The sequence below is a fragment of the Actinoplanes sp. CA-051413 genome, from assembly GCF_050955795.1.
Lineage (GTDB): Bacteria > Actinomycetota > Actinomycetes > Mycobacteriales > Micromonosporaceae > Actinoplanes.
Map to the genome: position 1 here is coordinate 3,340,504 of NZ_CP192100.1, position 19,150 is coordinate 3,359,653.

Genomic DNA, 19,150 nt, shown 5'->3' on the forward strand with positions numbered 1-19,150 from the left:
CCCATCAGGTCTTTTGAGCGTGCCATCGGCCCGAGTTCGTTGTCCAAGACCTCTTTCAGCCGTTGCGATACCCTCAGGACATCGCCGGACCGGGAGGCTCCATGGATCTGGACCTGCGCAAGGTGCGCTACTTCGTCGCGGTCGCCGACAAGCTGCACTTCGGCCGGGCCGCCGAGGAGCTGCACATCGCGCAGCCGGTGCTCAGCCGGCAGATCCGCGCGCTGGAGCACGATCTCGGCACCCCGCTGCTGACCAGGGACAGCCACGGCGTGGCGCTGACCGACGCCGGCCGGCAGCTGCTGGACGACGCCGGCCCGCTGCTGGCCACCGCGCACGCGGTCCGCCGCCGGGTGACCGTGGCCGCGCGCGGCAGCCGGCGGCTCATGGTCGGCTTCCGGGCCGGCATCGCGGTCACCCCCGCGATCCGGGAGTTCGCCACCCGGCATCCGGACGTCCTGGTGGACGTGCAGCGCATCGAGGCCGACGACCAGGCCGCGATGCTGCTCGACGGCCGCATCGACGTCGCCTACGTGCGGCTGCCCATCGACGAGGCCGGCCTGCGCGTCACCCCGCTGTACGCCGAGCCCCGGGTGGCGGTGCTGCCCGCCGGCCACCCGCTGGCCGGCAAGGAGCAGATCACCGAGGCCGACCTGGCCGGCGAGCCGCTGCTCTGGCCCGCGGACCCGAGCCCGCAGCCCACCAGGCGCGCCCACCCCAACGCCGGGTACCTGGTGCGCGGGGTGGACGAGACGCTCGAGCATGTCGCGGCCGGCCGGGGCATCTCGTTCCTGGCCCGTTCGGCGACAGTTTTCTACTCACACCCGGAAGTCAGCTTTGTCCCCGTCCCGGATCTGGCGCCCGACCAGGTGTGCCTCGCGGTGGCGGAATCACGGACCTCGCCGGTGGTCGACGACTTCTTCTCCGCCGCCCACACGACCGCCGAGATCACAGCAGAATGCGGAAACTACGAAATGTGGCAGCTCGGCAACTGACTGCCCCAGCCCGATGGCCGGGCCGGCGGCCGGGCGTTCCGTGACGTGGTACGCCGCGCCGGGTGCCTCCGGGTCCGGAGTGCACCGGAGACCGTAGGTGCCCGGCTGGGCCGCCTCGAACGTCGCGATCCAGGTGTACGCCGCGTCGTCCTCGGCCCGGATCACCCAGACGACCCGCCTCGAGGCCGCTCTGACGGGCACAGGCGGGCCCGCCGGTGCGGTGACCTGGCAGCGGTTCGCGTCGCGCGCGGGGTCGCCGCTGGCCCAGATCGCGTGCTCACCGGCGTGCCGGACGACGACAGTGCCCGGGGCCGCCGACGAGCCGGGGAAGCGCACCTCCAGCGCCTCGGGTTCGGGCCGCGGTGTGCTCGGCGAGACGTGGCGCAGACCGAAGAGGCCCGCCACGAGCAGGAACAGCGCCACGGCGTACCAGATCTTGCGCACGCGCTAGGTTACCAAACCGTTACACGCCGAACTCTTGCTGGACATCCGGCGGGCAGGCCCTAATTTGTACAGGGAATCAACAAATCTCGATACGTGGGTTGTGGCGAGCGACCGCTGTCCACCCAGGACAAGGAGAAACACGTGTCCCGTCCACGCCCTCGCCACCTCAGACGCCGGCTGCTGACTGCCGCCTCTCTCGCGTTGGCCCTGGTGGTGAGTGTCCTCAGTGGGCCTTCGGCCGCGCATGCCGCCGCGGCCGACCCGGAGCCGTACTCCGTCCTGGTCTTCTCCAAGACCGCCGCCTTCCGGCACGACGCCATCCCGGCCGGGATCGCCGCCATCAAGCAGCTCGGCGCCGACAACGGCTTCACCGTCGATGCCACCGAGGACGGCGCCGCCTTCACCGACGCCAACCTGGCCAAGTACCGCGCGGTGATCTGGCTCTCCACCACCGGCGACGTCCTCGACCCCGGTCAGCAGGCCGCCTTTGAGCGCTACATCAAGGCCGGCGGCGGGTACGCGGGCATCCACGCCGCCTCCGACACCGAGTACAGCTGGCCCTGGTACGGCGAGCTGGTCGGCGCGTACTTCGCCAGCCACCCGGCCAACCAGCAGGCGACCGTGAAGGTGGAGGACCACGCCCACCCGTCCACGGCCGGGCTGCCGGAGCGCTGGTCCCGGTTCGACGAGTGGTACAACTTCCGGTCCAACCCGCGCGGTGACGTGCACGTGCTGGCCAGCCTGGACGAGACCAGCTACACCCCGGGCGCCGGGGCGATGGGCGCCGACCACCCGACCGCGTGGTGCCGGGACTACGACGGCGGACGGGCCTGGTACACCGGCGGCGGCCACACGATCGAGTCGTACTCCGATCCGGCCTTTCTCTCCCACCTGCTGGGCGGCATCCGGACCGCGGCCGGGCAGCTGGACGCCGACTGCGGCGCCTCGCTGACCGAGAGCTTCGAGAAGATCACCCTGGACAGCAACACCAGCAACCCGATGGAACTGGACATCGCCGACGACGGCCGGGTGTTCTACGTCGAGCGGGACGGCCGGGTCCGGATCATCAAGCCCGCCACCGGCACCACCGTCACCGCGGTCGACCTGGACGTCTTCACCGGCAACGAGGACGGCCTGATCGGCATCCGGCTCGACCCCGACTTCGCGGCCAACGGCTGGGTCTACCTCTACTACGCCCGCAACGACGGCGTGGCCCGTAACCTGCTGTCCCGCTTCACCGTCACCGGCGACACCATCGACCCGGCCACCGAGAAGGTCGTCCTGCAGGTCACCACCCAGCGCAACACCTGCTGCCACGCCGGCGGGAGCATGACCTTCGACAACGCCGGCAACCTCTACCTGGCCACCGGGGACAACACCAACCCGTTCGAGTCGGACGCGTTCACGCCGATCGACGAGCGCGCCGGGCGGCAGGACTACGACGCCCAGCGCAGCGCCGGCAACACCAACGACCTGCGCGGCAAGGTGCTGCGGATCCACCCGGAGGACGACGGGTCGTACACCGTCCCGGCGGGCAACCTCTTCCCGGCGGGCACCGCGCAGACCCGCCCGGAGATCTACGCAATGGGCTTCCGCAACCCGTTCCGGATCGGCGTCGACCCGGCCACCAACACCCTCTACGTCGCCGACTACGGGCCGGACGCCAGCGCCACCAATCCCGACCGGGGTCCGGAAGGGACGGTGGAGTGGAACATCGTCGCCGCCCCGGGCAACTTCGGGTGGCCGTACTGCATCGGCGCGAACTACGCGTACAACGACTACCAGTTCCCGTCCGGCCCGAGCGGGGCGAAGTTCAACTGCGCGGCGCCGGTCAACAACTCACCCAACAACACCGGTCTCACCACGCTGCCGCCGGCCGTCAGCGCCACGGTCGACTACGACTACGGCGGCAACCCCCGCTTCCCCGAGATCGGCGGTGGCGGCGCCCCGATGGGCGGCCCGGTCTACCGCTATGACGCGGACCTGAACTCCGCCCGCAAGTGGCCCGCCTACTACGACGGCAAGGCGCTGCTGGGCGAGTGGAACCAGTCGAAGATGTACACGATGCAGGTGACCGCCGACGGCCGGTCCCTGGTCGACATCAACCAGCTGCTGTCCGGGATGAGTTTCATCCGGCCGATGGACTTCGAGTTCGGCCCGGACGGCGCGATGTACATGATCGAATGGGGCACCGGCTTCGGCGGCAACAACGACGACTCCGGCATCTACCGGATCGACTACATCGCCGGTGAACGGGCTCCGATCGCGGCCGCCACCGCCACCCCGACCTCCGGGCCGGCGCCGCTGACCGTGCAGTTCTCCAGTGCCGGCTCCCGCGACCCGGACGGCGGTGCGCTGACCTACGCCTGGACCTTCGGCGACGGCGGCACCTCGGCCGAGGCCAACCCGACCCACACGTACGCCACGGCGGGCAACTACACCGCCCAGCTCACCGTGACCAACCCCAAGGAACGCACCGCGGTGGCCAACGTGCCGGTGACGGTGGGCAACACCGCGCCGACGGTCTCCATCGAGTTCCCGCCCGACGGCGGCTTCTTCGACTGGGGTGACCAGGTCCGGTACACGATCAAGGTCACCGACCCGGAGGACGGCGAGATCGACTGCGACCGGGTGCGGTTGCAGGTGCTGCTCGGCCACGACGAGCACGCCCACCCGCTGGAGCAGCACACCGGCTGCACCGGCACCGTGCAGACCACCCTCGCCTCGGGCCACGGCGCGGAGGCCAACGTCTTCGCGGTCTTCGAGGCCACCTACACCGATGACGGCGGCTCGGGCAGTGCCGGCCCGCTCACCGGGCGGGCGATCGAGCGGTTGCAGCCCAAGCGCAAGCAGGCCGAGTACTACACCGGCACCGGCCGGGTGCCCGGCGGCGTGGGCGGCGGCGACCCGGGCGTGGGCCGCGAGACCGGCAGCGACCCGGCCGGCGGTGGCCAGAACATCGGCTTCATCGAGGACGGCGACTGGTGGTCGCTGGATCCGGCCAGCCTGACCGGCATCGAGTCGATCCGCTTCCGGGTCGCGTCGGCCGCGGCCGGCGGCCGGATCGAGGTACGCGCCGACGCCGCCGACGGCCCGCTGGTCGCCACGGTCGACGTGCCGGGCACCGGCGGCTGGCAGACCTGGATCGACGTCACCGCACCGGTCACCGGCACCAACGCGGACTCGCTGTTCTTCGTCGCCCGGGACCCGGCCGCCGGGACGGGATCGCTGTTCAACGTGAACTGGCTGGACTTCCTCGGTCGCGGCGTCACCGAGAACGCGCCCCCTACGGTCAGCGCGGTCGCGACTCCGGCCGCCGGCACCGCGCCGGTCACCGTCGCGTTCGACGGTACGGCCACCGACGCCGAAGGCGACACCCCGCTCACGTACGCCTGGGACTTCGGCGACGGCGGTACGGCGACCACCCTGGACGCCAGTCACACGTACCGGGTGCCCGGCACCTTCACCGCTACCCTGACCGTCACCGACAGCCGCGGCGCCAAGTCGTACGCCAACGTGCCGGTCAAGGTCGAGGCGCCGAACACCTCCTGCTTCGGGGCCCGCTCGGACGACTTCCTCGGCAGCGCGCTGGAGCGTGACCGCTGGACGGTGGTCCGGGAGAACCAGCTCTACTCGGTCGCCGACGGCACGCTGCGGCTGCCCACCGCCTCGGGTGACCTCTACGGCACCCGCAACGACGCCACCAACCTCGTCCTGCAAGCGGCGCCCGGCGGCGCCTGGCAGGCCACCACCAAGATCTCCGTGCCGATCACCGCGACCTACCAGCAGGCCGGCCTGATCGTGTACGGCGACGACGACAACTACGCCAAGCTCGACCTGCTCTACAACGGCGCCCGCACGGTGGAGTTCATCCGGGAGACCGCCGCGAGCCCGCGCAACGAGAGCGGCGACAGCACCGCGGCGCCCGCCGGTGACGTGGTGTACCTGCGGCTCACCAGTGACGGGACGAACCTGACCGCGGAAGCCTCCGCCGACGGCCGGACCTTCACGCCGGTCGGCCGGGCCGCCGCGCTGGCCGGCATCGAGAACCCGCGTGTCGGCGTCTTCGCCCTCAACGGCGGCACCACCGCGCCGGTGGTGGACGCGGCGTTCGACTGGTTCCAGTTCACGCCGGACGCCCCGGCGGAACCGGTCGTTCCGTCGGACGAGTTCACCGGCGCGGAGCTGGACAAGTGCCGGTGGAACGCGATCGTCCGGGAGGACCCGGCGGCCTACCGGGTCACCGACGGGGCACTGCGCATCGACGTGCCCGACGGCGACATCTACACCGGCGGCAACACCGGGCCGACGAACTTCGTCCTGCAGACCGCGCCGGCCGGCGACTGGACCCTGCAGACCAAGGTCGACGCAAGCCTGCTGGACGAGCAGTACCAGCAGGCCGGGCTGCTCGTGTACGGCGACGACGACAACTACGTCAAGCTCGACTTCGTCGCCGACAACGCCGCGGGCCAGCCGGTCAGCCGGCGGATCGAGTTCCGCAGCGAGATCGGTGCCGCGGTGCAGGACCCGCAACCCCAGGCCGGCAGTCTGACCTCGGCGGTGTGGCATCTGCGGCTGGCCCGGGTGGGCAACACCTACACCGCCGCGTACTCGGCCGACGGCACGGAATGGACGACGTTCGAGCCGCTGACCAACGCCGCCGTCGGGGCCACCCCGAAGGTGGGGCTGTACAGCCTCGGCGCCGCCCAGACCGCCTCGAAGACCGTCGCGTTCGACTACTTCCGGATCAGCGCCGAGGACGCCGACACCACCGCCCCGGTGACCGCCGCCAAGGTGTCCGGAACGCCGGTCGAGGGCTGGTACACCGGCAATGTCACGGTCACCCTGACCGCGGCCGACGAGACCGGTGGCAGCGGGGTGGCGGGCACCGAGTACCAGCTCGACGACGCCACCGCCTGGACGGCGTACACCGCCGGGGTGCCGGTGAGTGGTGACGGCACCCACGAGGTGCGGTTCCGCTCGACCGATGCGGCCGGCAACGTGGAGCCGGCGAAGTCGGTCACCGTCAAGATCGACAGCACGGCGCCGGTCACCTCGGCCCAGTTCGCCCCGGCCAACGACAACGGCTGGCACAACGGGACCGTCCCGGTGGTGCTGAAGTCGGCCGACGCCGGATCCGGGGTGGCGCTGCTGGAGTGGTCGCTGGACGGGGGTGCCTGGACGCCGTACACCGCGCCGGTGGACGTGACCGGGGACGGCGAGCACGAGCTGCTCTACCGGGCCAGGGACAAGGCCGGCAACGCCGAGACGCTCAAGTCCGGGATCATCCGGATCGACGGCACCAAGCCGACCCTGCTGGTCTCCGGGCTGGCCAACGGTCAGCTGTACGGCGACAGCCAGGACATCCGCACCTCGTGGCAGGCGGTCGACCCGACCTCCGGCATCCAGACCACCACCGGCACCCTCAACGGGCGGGCGTACACCAGCGGCTCCCTGCAGGCGCTGTACGAGCTGCCGCTCGGCCTGCACGAGCTGACCGTGACCGCGACCGACAAGGCCGGCAACAGCACCTCCACGACGGTCCGGTTCTTCGTCACCACCTCGTTCCGGGACATGCAGAACCTGCTGGACCGGTTCAAGGCGACCGGACGGCTCTCCACCAAGGCCCACCGGCAGCTCTCCACGAGACTGGACACGATCCGGGTCTCGGAGGCGGCCGGCGAGGACGAGCGGGCCGTGCGGCAGCTGGCCACCTTCAAGACGCTCGTCAACGACGCCGCGCTGGTCACCGACACCGACGTGCGGGACACCCTGCTCCGCGACGCCGACGCGATGACCGAGCGGCTCGGCGGCACGGCCAGCAAGGCCGGGGTACGGGCCAACGACGGCAAGCCGGTCACCGGGGCCGGCCGGCTCGCCGCGGACCCCACCCGGATCTCCCCGGACCGCCCCCTCTGACGCCGTCCGCCGCGCAGGAAGGAACAGCTTGATGCGTCGTACCCGTGGAGCGGCCGCCGTCCTCGCCGGTCTGCTGCTGGCACTCCTGCCGGCGGCCGGCCCGGCGTGGGGGCACACCGGAAAACTCAAACTGGAGGTCGCCGGCGACGGCGCCACCGGCATCACCGTGCAGGCCCGCCACGGCGACGGGCACCGGCTGGACACCCTGGTCCGGCTGGTCCTCACCGCCACCGCCGCGGGCGGTCGGACCGTCGGGCCGGTGCAGCTCGAACCGGCCGGCGAGGGGCAGGGCTTCTACTCCAGCGGTCCGATCCTGACTCCCGGCAAATGGCAGGTGACGGTCACCGCGCCGAAGCCGCACGCGGGCAAGGCGACCGTCGAGGTGCGGGCCAGGGCCGCCCAGACGGCTCCGGCGCAGGTCGCGCCGGTCGCCGCGGCGAAACCGGGCGGGCCGGTGGACAACGCGTCGTCGTGGCGGTGGTGGCCGGTCCTGCTCGGTGTCCTCGCCGCCTTGGCGATCGCCGCGACGGTGGTGCTGACGGTTCGCCGCCGCAGAGCCCGGACCTGACGGCCCCGACGGCGAGCAGGGCCCGGGCGGGTAGCGTCGCTCGGCATGACAGCTGAAAGCCTGCGATCGGTGGAGATCGAGCGGACCGGGGCCGGCGCGTACGACGTGCGCAACGTGCGGGGCGGGGTCATCGAACTGGGCACCGGGGACGACGACCGGTTCACGCCGGTGGAGTTGCTGCTCGCGGCGCTGGGCGGGTGCACCGCGATCGACGTGGACCTCGTCGCGAGCCGCCGGGCGGAGCCGGCCCGGTTCGTGGTCCGGGTCCGCGGCGACAAGGTACGCGACGAGGGCGGCGCCAACCGGATGGAGAACCTCGAGGTCGAGTTCGACATCGAGTTCCCGCCGGGGACGGACGGGGACCAGGCGCGGAAGATCGTGCCGCGCCTGATTCAGCAGTCGCACGACCGGCTGTGCACTGTCACCCGCACCGTGGAGCTGGGCACGCCGGTGTCGACCTACCAGCTCTCCTGACCCGTCAAGGAGCCGCTACCGCGCCCGTCCGCCGTACGGATTGTGCGGCGGCACGGCGCGCAGCACCGTGGTCGGCGCGTCGGCCATGCCGCCACCGGCCGGCGCCGCCATCACCTGGGTCGACTGCAGGTCCGGATCAGCGGGGCGCTTCCGCCGGCGGATCAGCATCAGCACGAGCGTGCCCAGGCCCGCGGCGACCAGGAGCCCGCCCATCAGGGTGAACATGAGCGAACCGCTGCCGTCGTCGCCGGCGGTCCTGGCGGCCGGCGGCACCACCCCGGCCAGGCTGGCCTTCGGCGCGGGCTTCTCGGCCGCTGCGGGTGTGCTCTCCGCGGCGGTGGGCGACGGTGACGTCTTGGTGGGGGTGGGCAGGGCGGTCAGGACCAGCCGTACGGTCGCGCCGCGGGCGGTGCCCTGCACGGTCGCGCGAGCGGTGCGGTAGCCGTCCTTGTCCGCGACGACCGTGATGGGGCCGGCGGCGATCGGCTTGCTGTCGCTCGCCTTGATCGAGAACCGGCCCTTCCCGTCGCTGGTCGTCCGGTACTCGTGCCCGGCGCTGTCCCGGGCTGTCAGGCTCGCGTCCCTGATCGCCTTGCCGTCGGCGTCGCGGACCCGGCCGGAAACCCGGCTCACCGCCGAGGACGACGGCGTGTTCCCGCCCCGCACGATGATCATCTTGTGGTCGAAGGCGGTCTGCGTACCGATCCGTACGCTGACCGCGAGGTTGCGCCCGCTCTCCTCGCCGGGGCCTACCTTCGGGGCGACGACCGTGGCCTCGAAGGTCCGGCTCTTGCCGGGTCCGAGATCCGGGGCCGCGGCACATCCGGCGGTGCAGCGCAGTCCACCGGAGACAGCCACGAAGACCTTCTCGGTCCGCTGGTTGTTGTTCGTGGCCTCGAACCGCACCTGGACCGTCCCGCCGGACGGCACACTCTCCGACGACACGCGCAGGATGCGGATGGCCGGAGGGGCGGCCGCTGCGGGCGCCGCGTACCCCGCGAGCATCGCCCCGGCCAGCGCCACCGGCGCCGCGGCACGGATCAGCCGGGCCCGTGAGCTCGTCACGTCGAACCACCTTCTTCACGGCAAGCGACACCAGTCGATGACGCCGCGGGCCACTATGCCCTGTCGCGGGCGGCTCGCGCGACTCAGCGCCCGGGCCGCGGTCAGAAGAACGGGATGATCCGGACCGGCGGGCGGACCGGGGGACGGGGCGGCGGCAGGTACCGCGGTGGTGGGCGGTAGCCAGGGCCGGGGCGGTATCCCGGCACGCCGTAGTCGTAGATCCGCGGTGGCGGCGCCGGCAGGGGCAGCCTGGGCAGCTCCAGCGGCGGCAACGGCTTGAGCGGCAGCAGTTTCAGGTCGCCGGGCTTGCCGGGGCGCGGTCGCGGGGGCGTGCGGCGGGCCAGCGTCTCGGCCACCGTACGGTCGATCGTGGCGCTACCGGCCGACAACGACGCCATCAGCATTCGGCGGGTCGTGGCGGCCCGTTCGGCGTCCGGCACGGCCCGCTCGACCGCCCGGGTCACGTCGGTCTGCTCGACGATGACCCGGGCCTCCTCGGCCACGTCCGGCTGACCGGTTCCGCTTCCGCCGGGCCCGCTCCGGCCGCGCCCGGACAGGGCGGCGTTCACCAGCCGGTCGTACGCCGCGCCCAGTCGTTCCTGCAGGGCCGTGTCGGCGACCTCGGTGAACGCCTGGACCAGCGGATCGAGGATCGGCATCGCCTCGGTGAACGGCTTGAGGAGCGCGACGATCCGTTCGCTGACCACTTTCTCGAATTGCAGGGTGACGGTCCGGCGGCCGTCGACGACCAGGTCGATGCCCGGCTGCGGGGATTCGCCCACGGCCGCGCGTGCGGTGGCCACCTGCTCCGGGGTGACTGTCCTCGGCAGCTCCGTGCGGCCCTGCGCCGGCAGCCGGACCTCGGCCGGGGTGATCCAGATCCGGTTCCGCCGGGCCGTCTCGTCGGCGACCATCCGGTCGATGGCGGCGATGCTGACACCGTGGGTGGTGCGGGCCTGCTCGGCGGCGGCCCGGACCTTGTCCAGCAGGTCGCTGATCGCGGCCTCCTGGCTCAGGGTGTCCCGGTAGGACTGGGGCAGCGACCCGTACACCTTGTCCCAGAGCTTGCCGGCGACCCGCCGGTTGAGGTCGGCCTCGATCTGCCGGGTCACCTCCGCGTAGCCGCGCTGCGCGACCTTGAGCCGCAGGCGCAGGTCCTCGGAGGGCACGCCGAGGTGCATGCCGAACATGGTGAAGGCGGCCAGGGTGGCGAGCCCGGCCGCCGCCGGCCCGCTGAACCGGGTATAGAACGCGGTGCTCCGCTGCGCCGCGGAGGCGACCCGCCACCGCCATCCGCGGCCGGCGTCCGGCTCCTTCGGCTGCCGGCCGAGCAGCAGGCAGGTGAGCAGGTACACGGCGGCCAGGCCGGCGAAGACGGCAAGTTCACTCAACTTGAGACGGTCGGCGAAGAACCCGGACACCGCCTCGAACGTCCGCTGCATCGCGCCGAGCCGGTCCGCGCCGATGGAGTCACCGAACAGCTGCAGGTACGCCGCCAGGAGACAGTAGAACGTCGCGGCGATGCCGATCGGCACCAGGTAGAGGATCCCGACGGCGCAGAGGTGGTACCGCAGGCCGGTGCGTACGCCCTCCGGCCCGGCGGCCAGCCGCACCTGGCGGCGGCACCACCACGCCAGCAGCCAGATGCCTGCGACGACCGACACGAACGGCGTGACGATCATGGACAGGAAGAGCGCCGCCAGCAGGAGCAGCCCCACGACGACCGGGGTCCCACGTTCCCGCACCGGCATCCGCCACCTCCGTCGCGCAACGACGTTCCGCTACCAGAGAACCACGCAGCGGCAACAATCGTCGAGGCGGATATCCGCTTGTGGACACCTGGATCAGGCCGACCCGTGGCCGGACAGCTCGAGGAGGTCGCGTGCGCCCTGCCGGAGCAGTGCCGCGGCCACCGACGTCCCCAGGGTGATCGGATCGCTCGCCCATTCGTGTACGTCCAGCACGGTCTTGCCGTCGAGGCTGAGCACCCGGGCCCGCAGGCCGAGCCGACCGTCGGGCTCGGTGCGGGCCAGCGCCGCGATCGGGGAGTGGCAGTTGCCCTGCAGGATGTGCAGCATCGTTCGTTCCGCGACGGTCTCCTGCCGGGCCCGCGGGTCGCCGAGGCCGGCCGCCAGCTCACGAGTCTCCGCGTCGTCCTCCCGGCATTGCAGGACCAGGGTGCCGGAGCCGACGGCCGGGACCATCGTGTCCACGTCGATCGGATGGGTGATCCGGGACGCCTGGCCGATCCGGGTCAGGCCGGAGACCGCGAGCAACAGGGCGTCGTACTTGTTGCCGGCGTCGAGCTTGGCGAGCCGGCTGTTCGCGTTGCCCCGGATGGCCACCGGCACCAGGTGCGGCCAGTGCAGGGCCAGCTGCGCGACCCGGCGGACCGCGGAAGTGCCGATCCGGGTGCCGGCGGGCAGCTGCTCGATCCGTAGCCCGGCCGGGTGTACGAGGCAGTCGCGGACGTCGTCCCGGGCCAGGTAGGCGGCCATCACCGTGCCGGCCGGGGCCGGCCGGTCCCCGGGGACGTCCTTGACGCAGTGCACCACCAGGTCCACGTCCCCATTGACCAGGGCGGCGTCCACCTCTTTGGTGAACGCGCCCTTGCCGCCCAGTGCGGCCAGGTCGCCGAGCCAGCGGTCGCCGCTGGTCGACATCGACCGCACCGCCACGGTGATCCCGGGATGCCGGGCGGCCAGCATCGCGCGGACCCGTTCGGCCTGGGCCAGAGCCATCGGGGAGTTCCGGGTACCGATGCGCAACAGGCGGGAGTCGGACATACCGGCGAGGCTAGTTCGAGTTGTCGCGTTAACGGGATGCGGCGCCGCTCATGTCTCAATGATCATGTCATCGGCCGACATCCGTGAACCGGGTCTCGACAGGTGCGTCGAGACCACGGTGGCGCGGATTCTCATCGAGGTTGGCGGATCCGGTGCGTAAAGCGACTGCGACGAGATGGATCCACTCCGTTCGGCAGGTGCATCACCATAGGCTCGATCGTGACAGTGAGTAATCAGCGTGACCCGTCAAGCACAGCCGCCACGCCGCCGCCCTCGCCCGCTCGACGGACGCCAGAAGCCGACGTCGCCTCGGTGATGTGAACGTCCGATCGGCCAGACGGCACCTGATTCGCAGGACGGTTGCTGTTGGGATGTCCGACTGAAATGGATCAAGGGCCGGTGCGGCCGACGTTACTGAGATGCGCGAGAAGCAATGAGGTTGTCGTGTCAGCAGCCTGTTCGGGCACGTTGTGGCCGATCCCTTCGAGGTTCACCAGCCGATAGGGCCCGGTGACCCACTGGCTCGTAGCGTGGACGCCTGACGGTGCGACGAACGGGTCCAGCGTGCTGGCGATGAACAGAGTCGGCGCCGCCACCGTCTCGGTGAAGCCCTCGAAGTCGTTGGCCCGGTACCAGTTGAGGGCGGCGGTCAGGGCACCCGGTTCGGAGAGCCGGCGGAAGTACTCGGCGCACTTCTCGGCCGGAACCCCGGGTAGGGTCGGCGGACCGGCCGCGAGAATCGTGTTCTCCGGGCCTGGGCTGGGTTGCCGAAAAGTGTCCATGTATACCGACTTCTGCTGCTGCGCGGGATCCTCGCGCAGCGCCTGGGCGAATGCGCCGAGATGCGGCACGGACACCGCCGCGAGACTGCGCACCCGGCCGCCATAGCGCGCAGCGGCGATCCATCCGACCGCCGCGCCCCAGTCATGTCCGACGAGATCGAACCGCCGCCACCCGAGTGCGTCGGCCATCGCTTCGACATCCGAGACCGCATGCTCGAGCTGATAAGCCCCGACGGCGGACGGGCGCACCCCTGGCGAGTAACCGCGCTGGTCAGGCGCGATGGCCCGGTAGCCGGCCGCCGCCAGCCCGCGCAGTTGGTGCTCCCACTCGATACCGAACTCGGGAAAGCCGTGCAGGAGTAGCACCTTCCGGCCGCTCCTCGGCCCTGCGGCCACCGCGTCAAAGGTGCCCACGGAAGTCCGGATGCGAAGGCGCGAGATCCTCGGACGGCCGCCAGCGGTCCCACGGCCGGCCTGCGCCGGGCCGGGGACGCCGGCGACCGCTGCACCGGCGGCCGTGGCCGCGGCCGCGGCCGCACCGAGTTTGACAAAAGTGCGTCGGGAATATATCGACATGCGTTGATCTTTTCAGCCGGTTGGGCATCGGACCATCCAGCCAACCCCCCGATCGGTGGGGGTGATAACCCTACCGGCGGGGCATTCAATTCCTGGGTCGCCCAACTCCGCCCCTACATGATCGTCACAGCACGACTCCGCTGGGACTCGCGCACCCGCGCCTACGTCGACCGACGCGTCCGCGAAGGCAAGACCAGACGCGAAGCAATCCGCTGCCTCAAACGCTACGTCGCGCGCGAGCTCTACGACCTCATCGCCCGGCCAACGCCGCACACCAGCCTGCCAACGAACGCTTGACATCCATAGGGGCATCAAGCTCCGCGACCGCTACCACGCCACCGTGACCATCGCCTCGATCATGATCTGGCTCCGCGCCAACCCAGACCGAGCCCGCCCATGATCCGTCAGATTCGCTCTAGTCCGCCGGATCCGGGCGCCGGCGACCAGGCCGCACGACTGCGGCGGCGATCCGGAAGTTTCCTGGGAGGTCTGCCGCCGGGGCCGGTCCGACCGGCGGATCTCTCAGAGTTCTCCCAGAAGCTCTGCGAAAGCGGCCAGCCGGGTCGGCGAGCATCGCCGCCATGACGATGATTGAGGTACGCGGCCTGACCAAGAGGTACGGGCCCGACACCGTGGTGGACGACCTGTCGTTCACCGTCGAGGCCGGCCAGGTCACCGGCTTCCTCGGCCCGAACGGCGCCGGGAAGACCACCACCATGCGCATGATCGTCGGCCTGGCCGCGCCCGACCGGGGTTCCGTCACGATCCACGGCCGCCGCTACGCCGACTTCCCGGTGCCGCTGACCGAGGTCGGCGCGCTGCTCGACGCCGGCGCTGTGCACGGCGGGCGCAAGGCCTACGACCATCTTCTCGCGCTGGCGGCCAGTAACGGCCTGCCCCGGCGCCGGGTCGGTGAGGTGCTCGACCTGACCGGGATGCGGGCCGCGGCGGGCAAGCGGGCCGGTGACTTCTCGCTCGGCATGCGGCAGCGGCTCGGTATCGCGGCGGCCCTGCTGGGCGACCCCCGGGTGCTGATCTTCGACGAGCCGGTGAACGGGCTCGACCCGGAGGGCATCCGCTGGGTCCGTGAGCTCATGCGCTCGCTGGCCGCGGAGGGCCGCGCGGTGCTGGTCTCCAGCCATCTGATGAGCGAGATGGCCCAGACCGCGGATCATCTGGTCGTGGTCGGCCGGGGGCGGCTCATCGCCGACACGTCGGTGAGTGAGCTCGTGAACGCCGCCGGGGGCGGCACGGTGCAGGTGCGGGCGGGCGATCCGGATGCCCTCGCGCTGCGGCTGTCGGCGGCGGGCGCGACCGTACGGGAGGGGCTCGAGTCGACCCTCGTGGTCTCCGGCATGACCGCCGAGGACATCGGCAAGCTGGCCGCGTACCACGGGGTTGTCCTCAGTGAGCTGACCCCGCAGCGGGCGTCGCTGGAGGACGCCTTCATGGCTTTGACCAAGGACAGCGTCGAGTACCAGGGGGTGCCCGCATGAGCCGCACGTTGCTGGCCGAGTGGATCAAGCTCCGCAGCCTGCGCTCCACCTGGTACACGCTGGTCTGCCTCCTCGTCGTCGGGCTGGGCATCACCGCCCTGTCCTCGAACTCGGCCCGGGAGGCGTACGCCGACGCCGGCGCCGCCTGGGATCCGACGGCGCACAGCCTGACCGCGTACATCGTGGCCCAGCTGATCATCGGGGTGCTCGGCATCCTGGTCGTCACCTCGGAGTTCGCCACCGGCCTGATCCGGACCACGCTGACCGTCACGCCCCGGCGGCACCGGGTGCTGGCGGCCAAGGTGGTGATCGCCGCGGCTGTCGCCGTGGTGGCCGGCCAGGTGCTGATGGTCGCCGCGTTCCTGATCGGACAGCCGCTGATCGACCGCCAGGGTGTGCCGAACGCCGGCCTCGGCGATTCCGGGGTGCTGCGTGCCGTGCTCGCCGGCGGTCTCTACCTCACCCTGATCGCGCTGCTGTCCGTCGGGCTCGGCACGATCATGCGGGCCACCGCGGGCGCGCTCGCCACCCTGGTGGGCATCATCTTCCTGGTGCCCGCCCTGGCCGGCATCTTCCCGTCCTGGATGAGCGGCCTGTTCGACTTCTGGCCGACGCTGGGTGGGTCGGCCGCTCTCGCGACGGTCCCGGACCCGGACTTCCCGCACCCGTGGTGGAACCTGGCCGGTCTGGGCCTGGGAGTCGCCGGTGTGCTGGTGGCCGCGTTCGTGGTCCTGCGGCGCCGAGACGTGTGATGACGGCTCGCGACATCGGCCGGGGGCTGGCCGCGGCGGCCGGGGCGCTGCTCGCCATGGCCGGCACCGCGGCGGCCGGCCTGCTCCTGCTGGACGCCGGTCGAGGAGGCCGGCTCGAGCGCCTGACCGCCGCGGTCGTCGCCATGGCGGCCGGCGGTCCGGCCGACGTCGGCGTCACCCCGGCCGGCGGCCTGCCGATCGCGGTGCAGGGCCGGATCGAGGTGTTACCGCTCGGCGTTTCCCTGGTGGGCGCGGTCGTCCTCGGGACTTTGCTGCTGGGCCGCGGCCGTTCCGGGCTGCTGGTCCGCGGCGCGTCCGCGGCGGTCGCCTGCACGGCCGGTCTCGGCGCGGTGGCCGCGGCGGCGCGCGGAACGCTGACGCTGCCGTCCGGCAGCGCCCGGGCAGCCGGCGGGGGAGTGGGGGCGTGCGCTTCGGGCACCCGTACGCCGTTTGCCGGCACCTCCGTCGACAAGCTGGAGGCCGGCTTCTCCACCGCCGTCGGACCCACCGTGGCCGGCGCGGCGGTGGGGGCGCTGGCCGTGGTCGGGCTGTGCTGGCTGGCCGTCCGGTTCCCGGCTGTGGGGGGAACGCTGCGCGCCGCGCGGTGGCCGGTTGCCGGGGCGGGCATCGTGGGTGTGCTCGGGGCGTGGGCGGTCGGCGGTCCGGCCGTGGCCGGCGGGGTGCTGCTCGCGTTGCCGCTCGTGGTGGGCGGCGCGCTGCTGCTCGGGCTCGGTGTGCCGTGGGCGTTGAGCTCGGGCGGCATGCTCTCGTGCGTCGTGGACGGCGGTTGGTCGCCGCCCGGACGCGGTGCCCTCGTGGTCCTGTCGGGTGCTGTGCTCCTCGCCTGCGCTGTCGCGGTCGCTGCGCGTACCGGTGCAGACCGGGCCGGTGGCCCGCTGCGCCGGGCGGCCGGGCTCGCCGTGCGGTTCGCCCCGGTGGTCGCTGCCGTGCTGGTCGTTCTGACGCTGCTGTCCCGGGTGTCCGTGGAGCTGGGGGTGCAGGCGTTCATCATCGCTGTCCCGGTCCTCGACCTGCGGCTGGCCGCGAGCCCGTGGGTTGCGCTGGCGGCCGGGCTCGGCGCCGGTGCCGTCGCCGGCTTCGCCGCAAGCCTGCTGGTTGACGCCGTCCGGAGCCGGACCTCCGTAGGCTGGCGGGCATGACTGCCCGGGAAGAGGCTGAACGGCTGCTCGTGGTGGACGACGAGGCCACCGTCCGGGAACTGCTCGCCGCGACACTGCGGTTCGCGGGCTTCCGGGTGACCTCGGCGGCCACCGCGGCCGACGCGATCGCCTCGGCCATCGCGGACCCGCCCGACCTGGTGCTGCTCGACGTGATGCTGCCCGACATGGACGGCTTCGAAGTGGTCCGGCAACTGCGCGAGCACCGTACGCCGGTGCTCTTCCTCACCGCGCGCGACCGGCAGGCCGACAAGATCACCGGGCTGTCGCTCGGCGCCGATGACTACGTGACGAAGCCGTTCGACCTGGAGGAGCTGATCGCCCGCATCCGGGCCATCCTGCGCCGCACCGCCGGACACCACGACGGGGTCCTGACCGTCGGCACGCTGGCCCTGGACGTGGAGGGACACCAGGTGACGCGGCACGGCCGGCCGGTACGGGTGTCCGCCACCGAGTTCCGGCTGTTGCGCCACCTCATGGAGAACGCCGGGCGGGTGGTGTCCAAGGCGCAGATCCTCGACCGGGTGTGGCACTACGACTTCGGCGGCGACGCCAGCATCGTGGACACGTACATCTCCTACCTGCGGCGCAAGGTCGACGGCGAGGAACCGAAGCTGATCCACACCGTGCACGGCGTGGGCTACGTGATGCGGGAGCCGCGCCCGTGAGTCTGCGCGTACGGCTGCTGCTGCTCACCACGGCCCTGCTGCTGACCGGGCTGGCCCTGGTCGGCACGGTGGTCTCCGACCGCCTGGAGCACTACCAGGTCGACCGGCTCGACAGCCAGCTGGGCTCGCTCACCGCCCTGATCTCGCGCCTGCCGGTCAGCGGGCCGCGTGATCCGGGCACCACGGGCGCCCGGGCCGACCTGCTCGACCCGGCCCTCGACCTGGTCGGGGCGCCCTACCTGGTCTACCTGGACGCCGGCGGCGCGGTCGCCGACGGCCTGCACACCTCCCGGCTGAGCACCGCGAGCCTGCCGCCGCCGGCCGAGCTGCGGACGGTCCCCACCGACGGTTCCGCGGTCTTCCTGCCCGCCGCCGACGACTCGGGCCGCTGGCGGGCCGTCGCCCGCCGGACCACCGGCTGGAACGGGACGGTGATCGCCGCGGCGCCGATGACCGCGGCCGACGCCACCGTGGCCCAGCTGCGCACGACCTCCCTGGTCAGCGGGATCGTGCTGCTGGTGGCGCTGACGGCGGTGGGCTGGTTCGCGCTCGGCCGGGGACTGCGTCCGCTGCGCCGCATCGAGCACACCGCGGCCGCGATCGCCGCCGGTGACCTGACCCGGCGGGTGCCCGCGCTCGCCTCGCCGGGCACCGAGATCGGCCACCTGGCGGCGTCGCTCAACCTGATGCTCGGTCAGCTCGAACGGGCCTTCGCCGACCGGGCCGCCTCCGAGGCCAGGATGCGAACGTTCGTCTCGGACGTCAGCCACGAGCTGCGTACCCCGCTGTTCGTCATCAAGGGCTCGACCGACCTGCACCGGATGGGTGCGCTGGCCGCCCCGGCCGACGTCGACGCGGCCATGCGCCGCATCGACAGCGAGGCGACCCGGCTCACCCGGCTCACCGAGGACCTGCTGCTGCTCGCCGAGCTGGACGACGCGCCCGAGGCCCAGCTCGACCGCGCCCCGATGGACCTGCGGACGCTGGCCACCGATGCCCGGCACGACCTGCACGCCCTGGACGCGACCCGGCCGGTCGAGCTGACCGGCCCCGGTGGGACCGGCCCGCCCGGCCCGGCCCCGGTCGACGCCGACGAGGCCCGGCTCCGGCAGGTGGTCACCAACCTGGTCGGCAACGCGGTCGCGCACACCCCGGCGGGCACCGGCGTACGCATCGGGGTGGGCACGGTCGACGGCCGCGCCGTGCTGGAGATCGCCGACCGCGGCCCGGGGATGACGGCCGAGCAGGCCGGCCGGGTCTTCGACCGCTTCTACCGCACCGACCGCTCGCGGAACCGCCTGGGCGGCGCCAACGCCGGGCTCGGACTGGCGATCGCGCGTTCGCTCACCCGGGCCCACGGCGGTGACGTCGAGCTGGAGACGTCGCCCGGCTCGGGCTCCTGTTTCCGGCTTGTGCTGCCCCTTCTGGCCCAGCCTTTGTAGCGTGTCGG

At 72.2% G+C, this 19,150-nt stretch carries 14 protein-coding genes; 9 read left to right on the top strand and 5 right to left on the bottom strand.

Translation table 11 applies throughout. The features are described from left to right. Nucleotides 1–101: 101 nt before the first annotated feature. Nucleotides 102–992, top strand: a complete 891-nt coding sequence (locus tag ACQP2Y_RS15855) for a LysR family transcriptional regulator (RefSeq protein WP_433728809.1) — start codon at nucleotides 102–104, stop codon at nucleotides 990–992. Here the strand turns inward: ACQP2Y_RS15855 and ACQP2Y_RS15860 are convergent. Further along, nucleotides 888–1,436 (bottom strand): hypothetical protein, encoded by a 549-nt coding sequence (locus ACQP2Y_RS15860; RefSeq protein WP_433728812.1) that lies wholly within the window; start codon nucleotides 1,434–1,436, stop codon nucleotides 888–890. The two genes, ACQP2Y_RS15855 and ACQP2Y_RS15860, sit on opposite strands and share 105 nt — an antisense overlap. Nucleotides 1,437–1,577: 141 nt before the next feature. On the opposite strand from ACQP2Y_RS15860, the gene ACQP2Y_RS15865 reads away from it, so the two are divergent. The 3 genes from ACQP2Y_RS15865 to ACQP2Y_RS15875 are packed head-to-tail and all read left to right on the top strand — an operon-like array spanning nucleotide 1,578 to nucleotide 8,397. After that, entirely contained in the window at nucleotides 1,578–7,355 is a 5,778-nt protein-coding gene (locus ACQP2Y_RS15865) for a ThuA domain-containing protein (protein WP_433728814.1), read from the top strand. A gap of 31 nt (nucleotides 7,356–7,386) precedes the next feature. Next, a complete protein-coding gene (locus tag ACQP2Y_RS15870) occupies nucleotides 7,387–7,923 on the top strand; it encodes a hypothetical protein (protein WP_433728816.1) in 537 nt (178 codons plus the stop codon). Between the two features lie 45 nt (nucleotides 7,924–7,968). Continuing rightward, the gene (locus ACQP2Y_RS15875; protein WP_433728818.1) at nucleotides 7,969–8,397 is read left to right on the top strand and encodes an OsmC family protein; all 429 of its coding nucleotides are present in this window, start codon (nucleotides 7,969–7,971) and stop codon (nucleotides 8,395–8,397) included. A gap of 15 nt (nucleotides 8,398–8,412) precedes the next feature. Here ACQP2Y_RS15875 and ACQP2Y_RS15880 read toward each other — a convergent pair whose 3' ends face one another. From ACQP2Y_RS15880 to ACQP2Y_RS15895, 4 genes are all read right to left on the bottom strand, one after another. Continuing rightward, nucleotides 8,413–9,462 (bottom strand): carboxypeptidase-like regulatory domain-containing protein, encoded by a 1,050-nt coding sequence (locus ACQP2Y_RS15880; protein WP_433728820.1) that lies wholly within the window; start codon nucleotides 9,460–9,462, stop codon nucleotides 8,413–8,415. Between the two features lie 101 nt (nucleotides 9,463–9,563). Further along, entirely contained in the window at nucleotides 9,564–11,213 is a 1,650-nt protein-coding gene (locus tag ACQP2Y_RS15885) for a hypothetical protein (RefSeq protein WP_433728822.1), read from the bottom strand. A 93-nt stretch (nucleotides 11,214–11,306) separates the two neighbouring features. Further along, a complete protein-coding gene (hemC, locus tag ACQP2Y_RS15890) occupies nucleotides 11,307–12,248 on the bottom strand; it encodes a hydroxymethylbilane synthase (protein WP_433728824.1) in 942 nt (313 codons plus the stop codon). 389 nt (nucleotides 12,249–12,637) lie between these two features. Continuing rightward, complete coding sequence (locus tag ACQP2Y_RS15895; protein ID WP_433728826.1) at nucleotides 12,638–13,444, bottom strand: alpha/beta fold hydrolase; 807 nt, start codon at nucleotides 13,442–13,444, stop codon at nucleotides 12,638–12,640. A gap of 749 nt (nucleotides 13,445–14,193) precedes the next feature. Here ACQP2Y_RS15895 and ACQP2Y_RS15900 point away from each other — a divergent pair. From ACQP2Y_RS15900 to ACQP2Y_RS15920, 5 genes are read left to right on the top strand one after another with little or no spacing between them, the layout of a single operon-like run. Beyond that, the gene (locus ACQP2Y_RS15900) at nucleotides 14,194–15,102 is read left to right on the top strand and encodes an ABC transporter ATP-binding protein (RefSeq protein WP_433731967.1); all 909 of its coding nucleotides are present in this window, start codon (nucleotides 14,194–14,196) and stop codon (nucleotides 15,100–15,102) included. Next, complete coding sequence (locus ACQP2Y_RS15905; RefSeq protein WP_433728828.1) at nucleotides 15,099–15,854, top strand: ABC transporter permease; 756 nt, start codon at nucleotides 15,099–15,101, stop codon at nucleotides 15,852–15,854. Before ACQP2Y_RS15900 ends, ACQP2Y_RS15905 begins: the two co-directional genes overlap by 4 nt. Next, complete coding sequence (locus ACQP2Y_RS15910; RefSeq protein WP_433728830.1) at nucleotides 15,854–17,014, top strand: streptophobe family protein; 1,161 nt, start codon at nucleotides 15,854–15,856, stop codon at nucleotides 17,012–17,014. The genes ACQP2Y_RS15905 and ACQP2Y_RS15910 overlap by 1 nt, the downstream gene beginning before the upstream one ends. Then, on the top strand, nucleotides 17,011–17,700 hold the full coding sequence (locus ACQP2Y_RS15915; RefSeq protein ID WP_433728832.1) for a response regulator transcription factor: 690 nt from the start codon (nucleotides 17,011–17,013) through the stop codon (nucleotides 17,698–17,700). Before ACQP2Y_RS15910 ends, ACQP2Y_RS15915 begins: the two co-directional genes overlap by 4 nt. Then, complete coding sequence (locus tag ACQP2Y_RS15920; RefSeq protein WP_433728834.1) at nucleotides 17,697–19,142, top strand: ATP-binding protein; 1,446 nt, start codon at nucleotides 17,697–17,699, stop codon at nucleotides 19,140–19,142. The genes ACQP2Y_RS15915 and ACQP2Y_RS15920 overlap by 4 nt, the downstream gene beginning before the upstream one ends. Nucleotides 19,143–19,150: the final 8 nt, after the last annotated feature.

Coding starts and splice junctions, on each gene's coding strand:
- ACQP2Y_RS15855 (WP_433728809.1), top strand. CDS start 102: ATGGATCTGGACCTGCGCAAGGTGCGCTACTTCGTCGCGGTCGCCGAC.
- ACQP2Y_RS15870 (WP_433728816.1), top strand. CDS start 7,387: ATGCGTCGTACCCGTGGAGCGGCCGCCGTCCTCGCCGGTCTGCTGCTG.
- ACQP2Y_RS15875 (WP_433728818.1), top strand. CDS start 7,969: ATGACAGCTGAAAGCCTGCGATCGGTGGAGATCGAGCGGACCGGGGCC.
- ACQP2Y_RS15885 (WP_433728822.1), bottom strand. CDS start 11,213: ATGCCGGTGCGGGAACGTGGGACCCCGGTCGTCGTGGGGCTGCTCCTG.
- hemC (WP_433728824.1), bottom strand. CDS start 12,248: ATGTCCGACTCCCGCCTGTTGCGCATCGGTACCCGGAACTCCCCGATG.
- ACQP2Y_RS15900 (WP_433731967.1), top strand. CDS start 14,194: ATGATTGAGGTACGCGGCCTGACCAAGAGGTACGGGCCCGACACCGTG.
- ACQP2Y_RS15905 (WP_433728828.1), top strand. CDS start 15,099: ATGAGCCGCACGTTGCTGGCCGAGTGGATCAAGCTCCGCAGCCTGCGC.
- ACQP2Y_RS15910 (WP_433728830.1), top strand. CDS start 15,854: ATGACGGCTCGCGACATCGGCCGGGGGCTGGCCGCGGCGGCCGGGGCG.
- ACQP2Y_RS15915 (WP_433728832.1), top strand. CDS start 17,011: ATGACTGCCCGGGAAGAGGCTGAACGGCTGCTCGTGGTGGACGACGAG.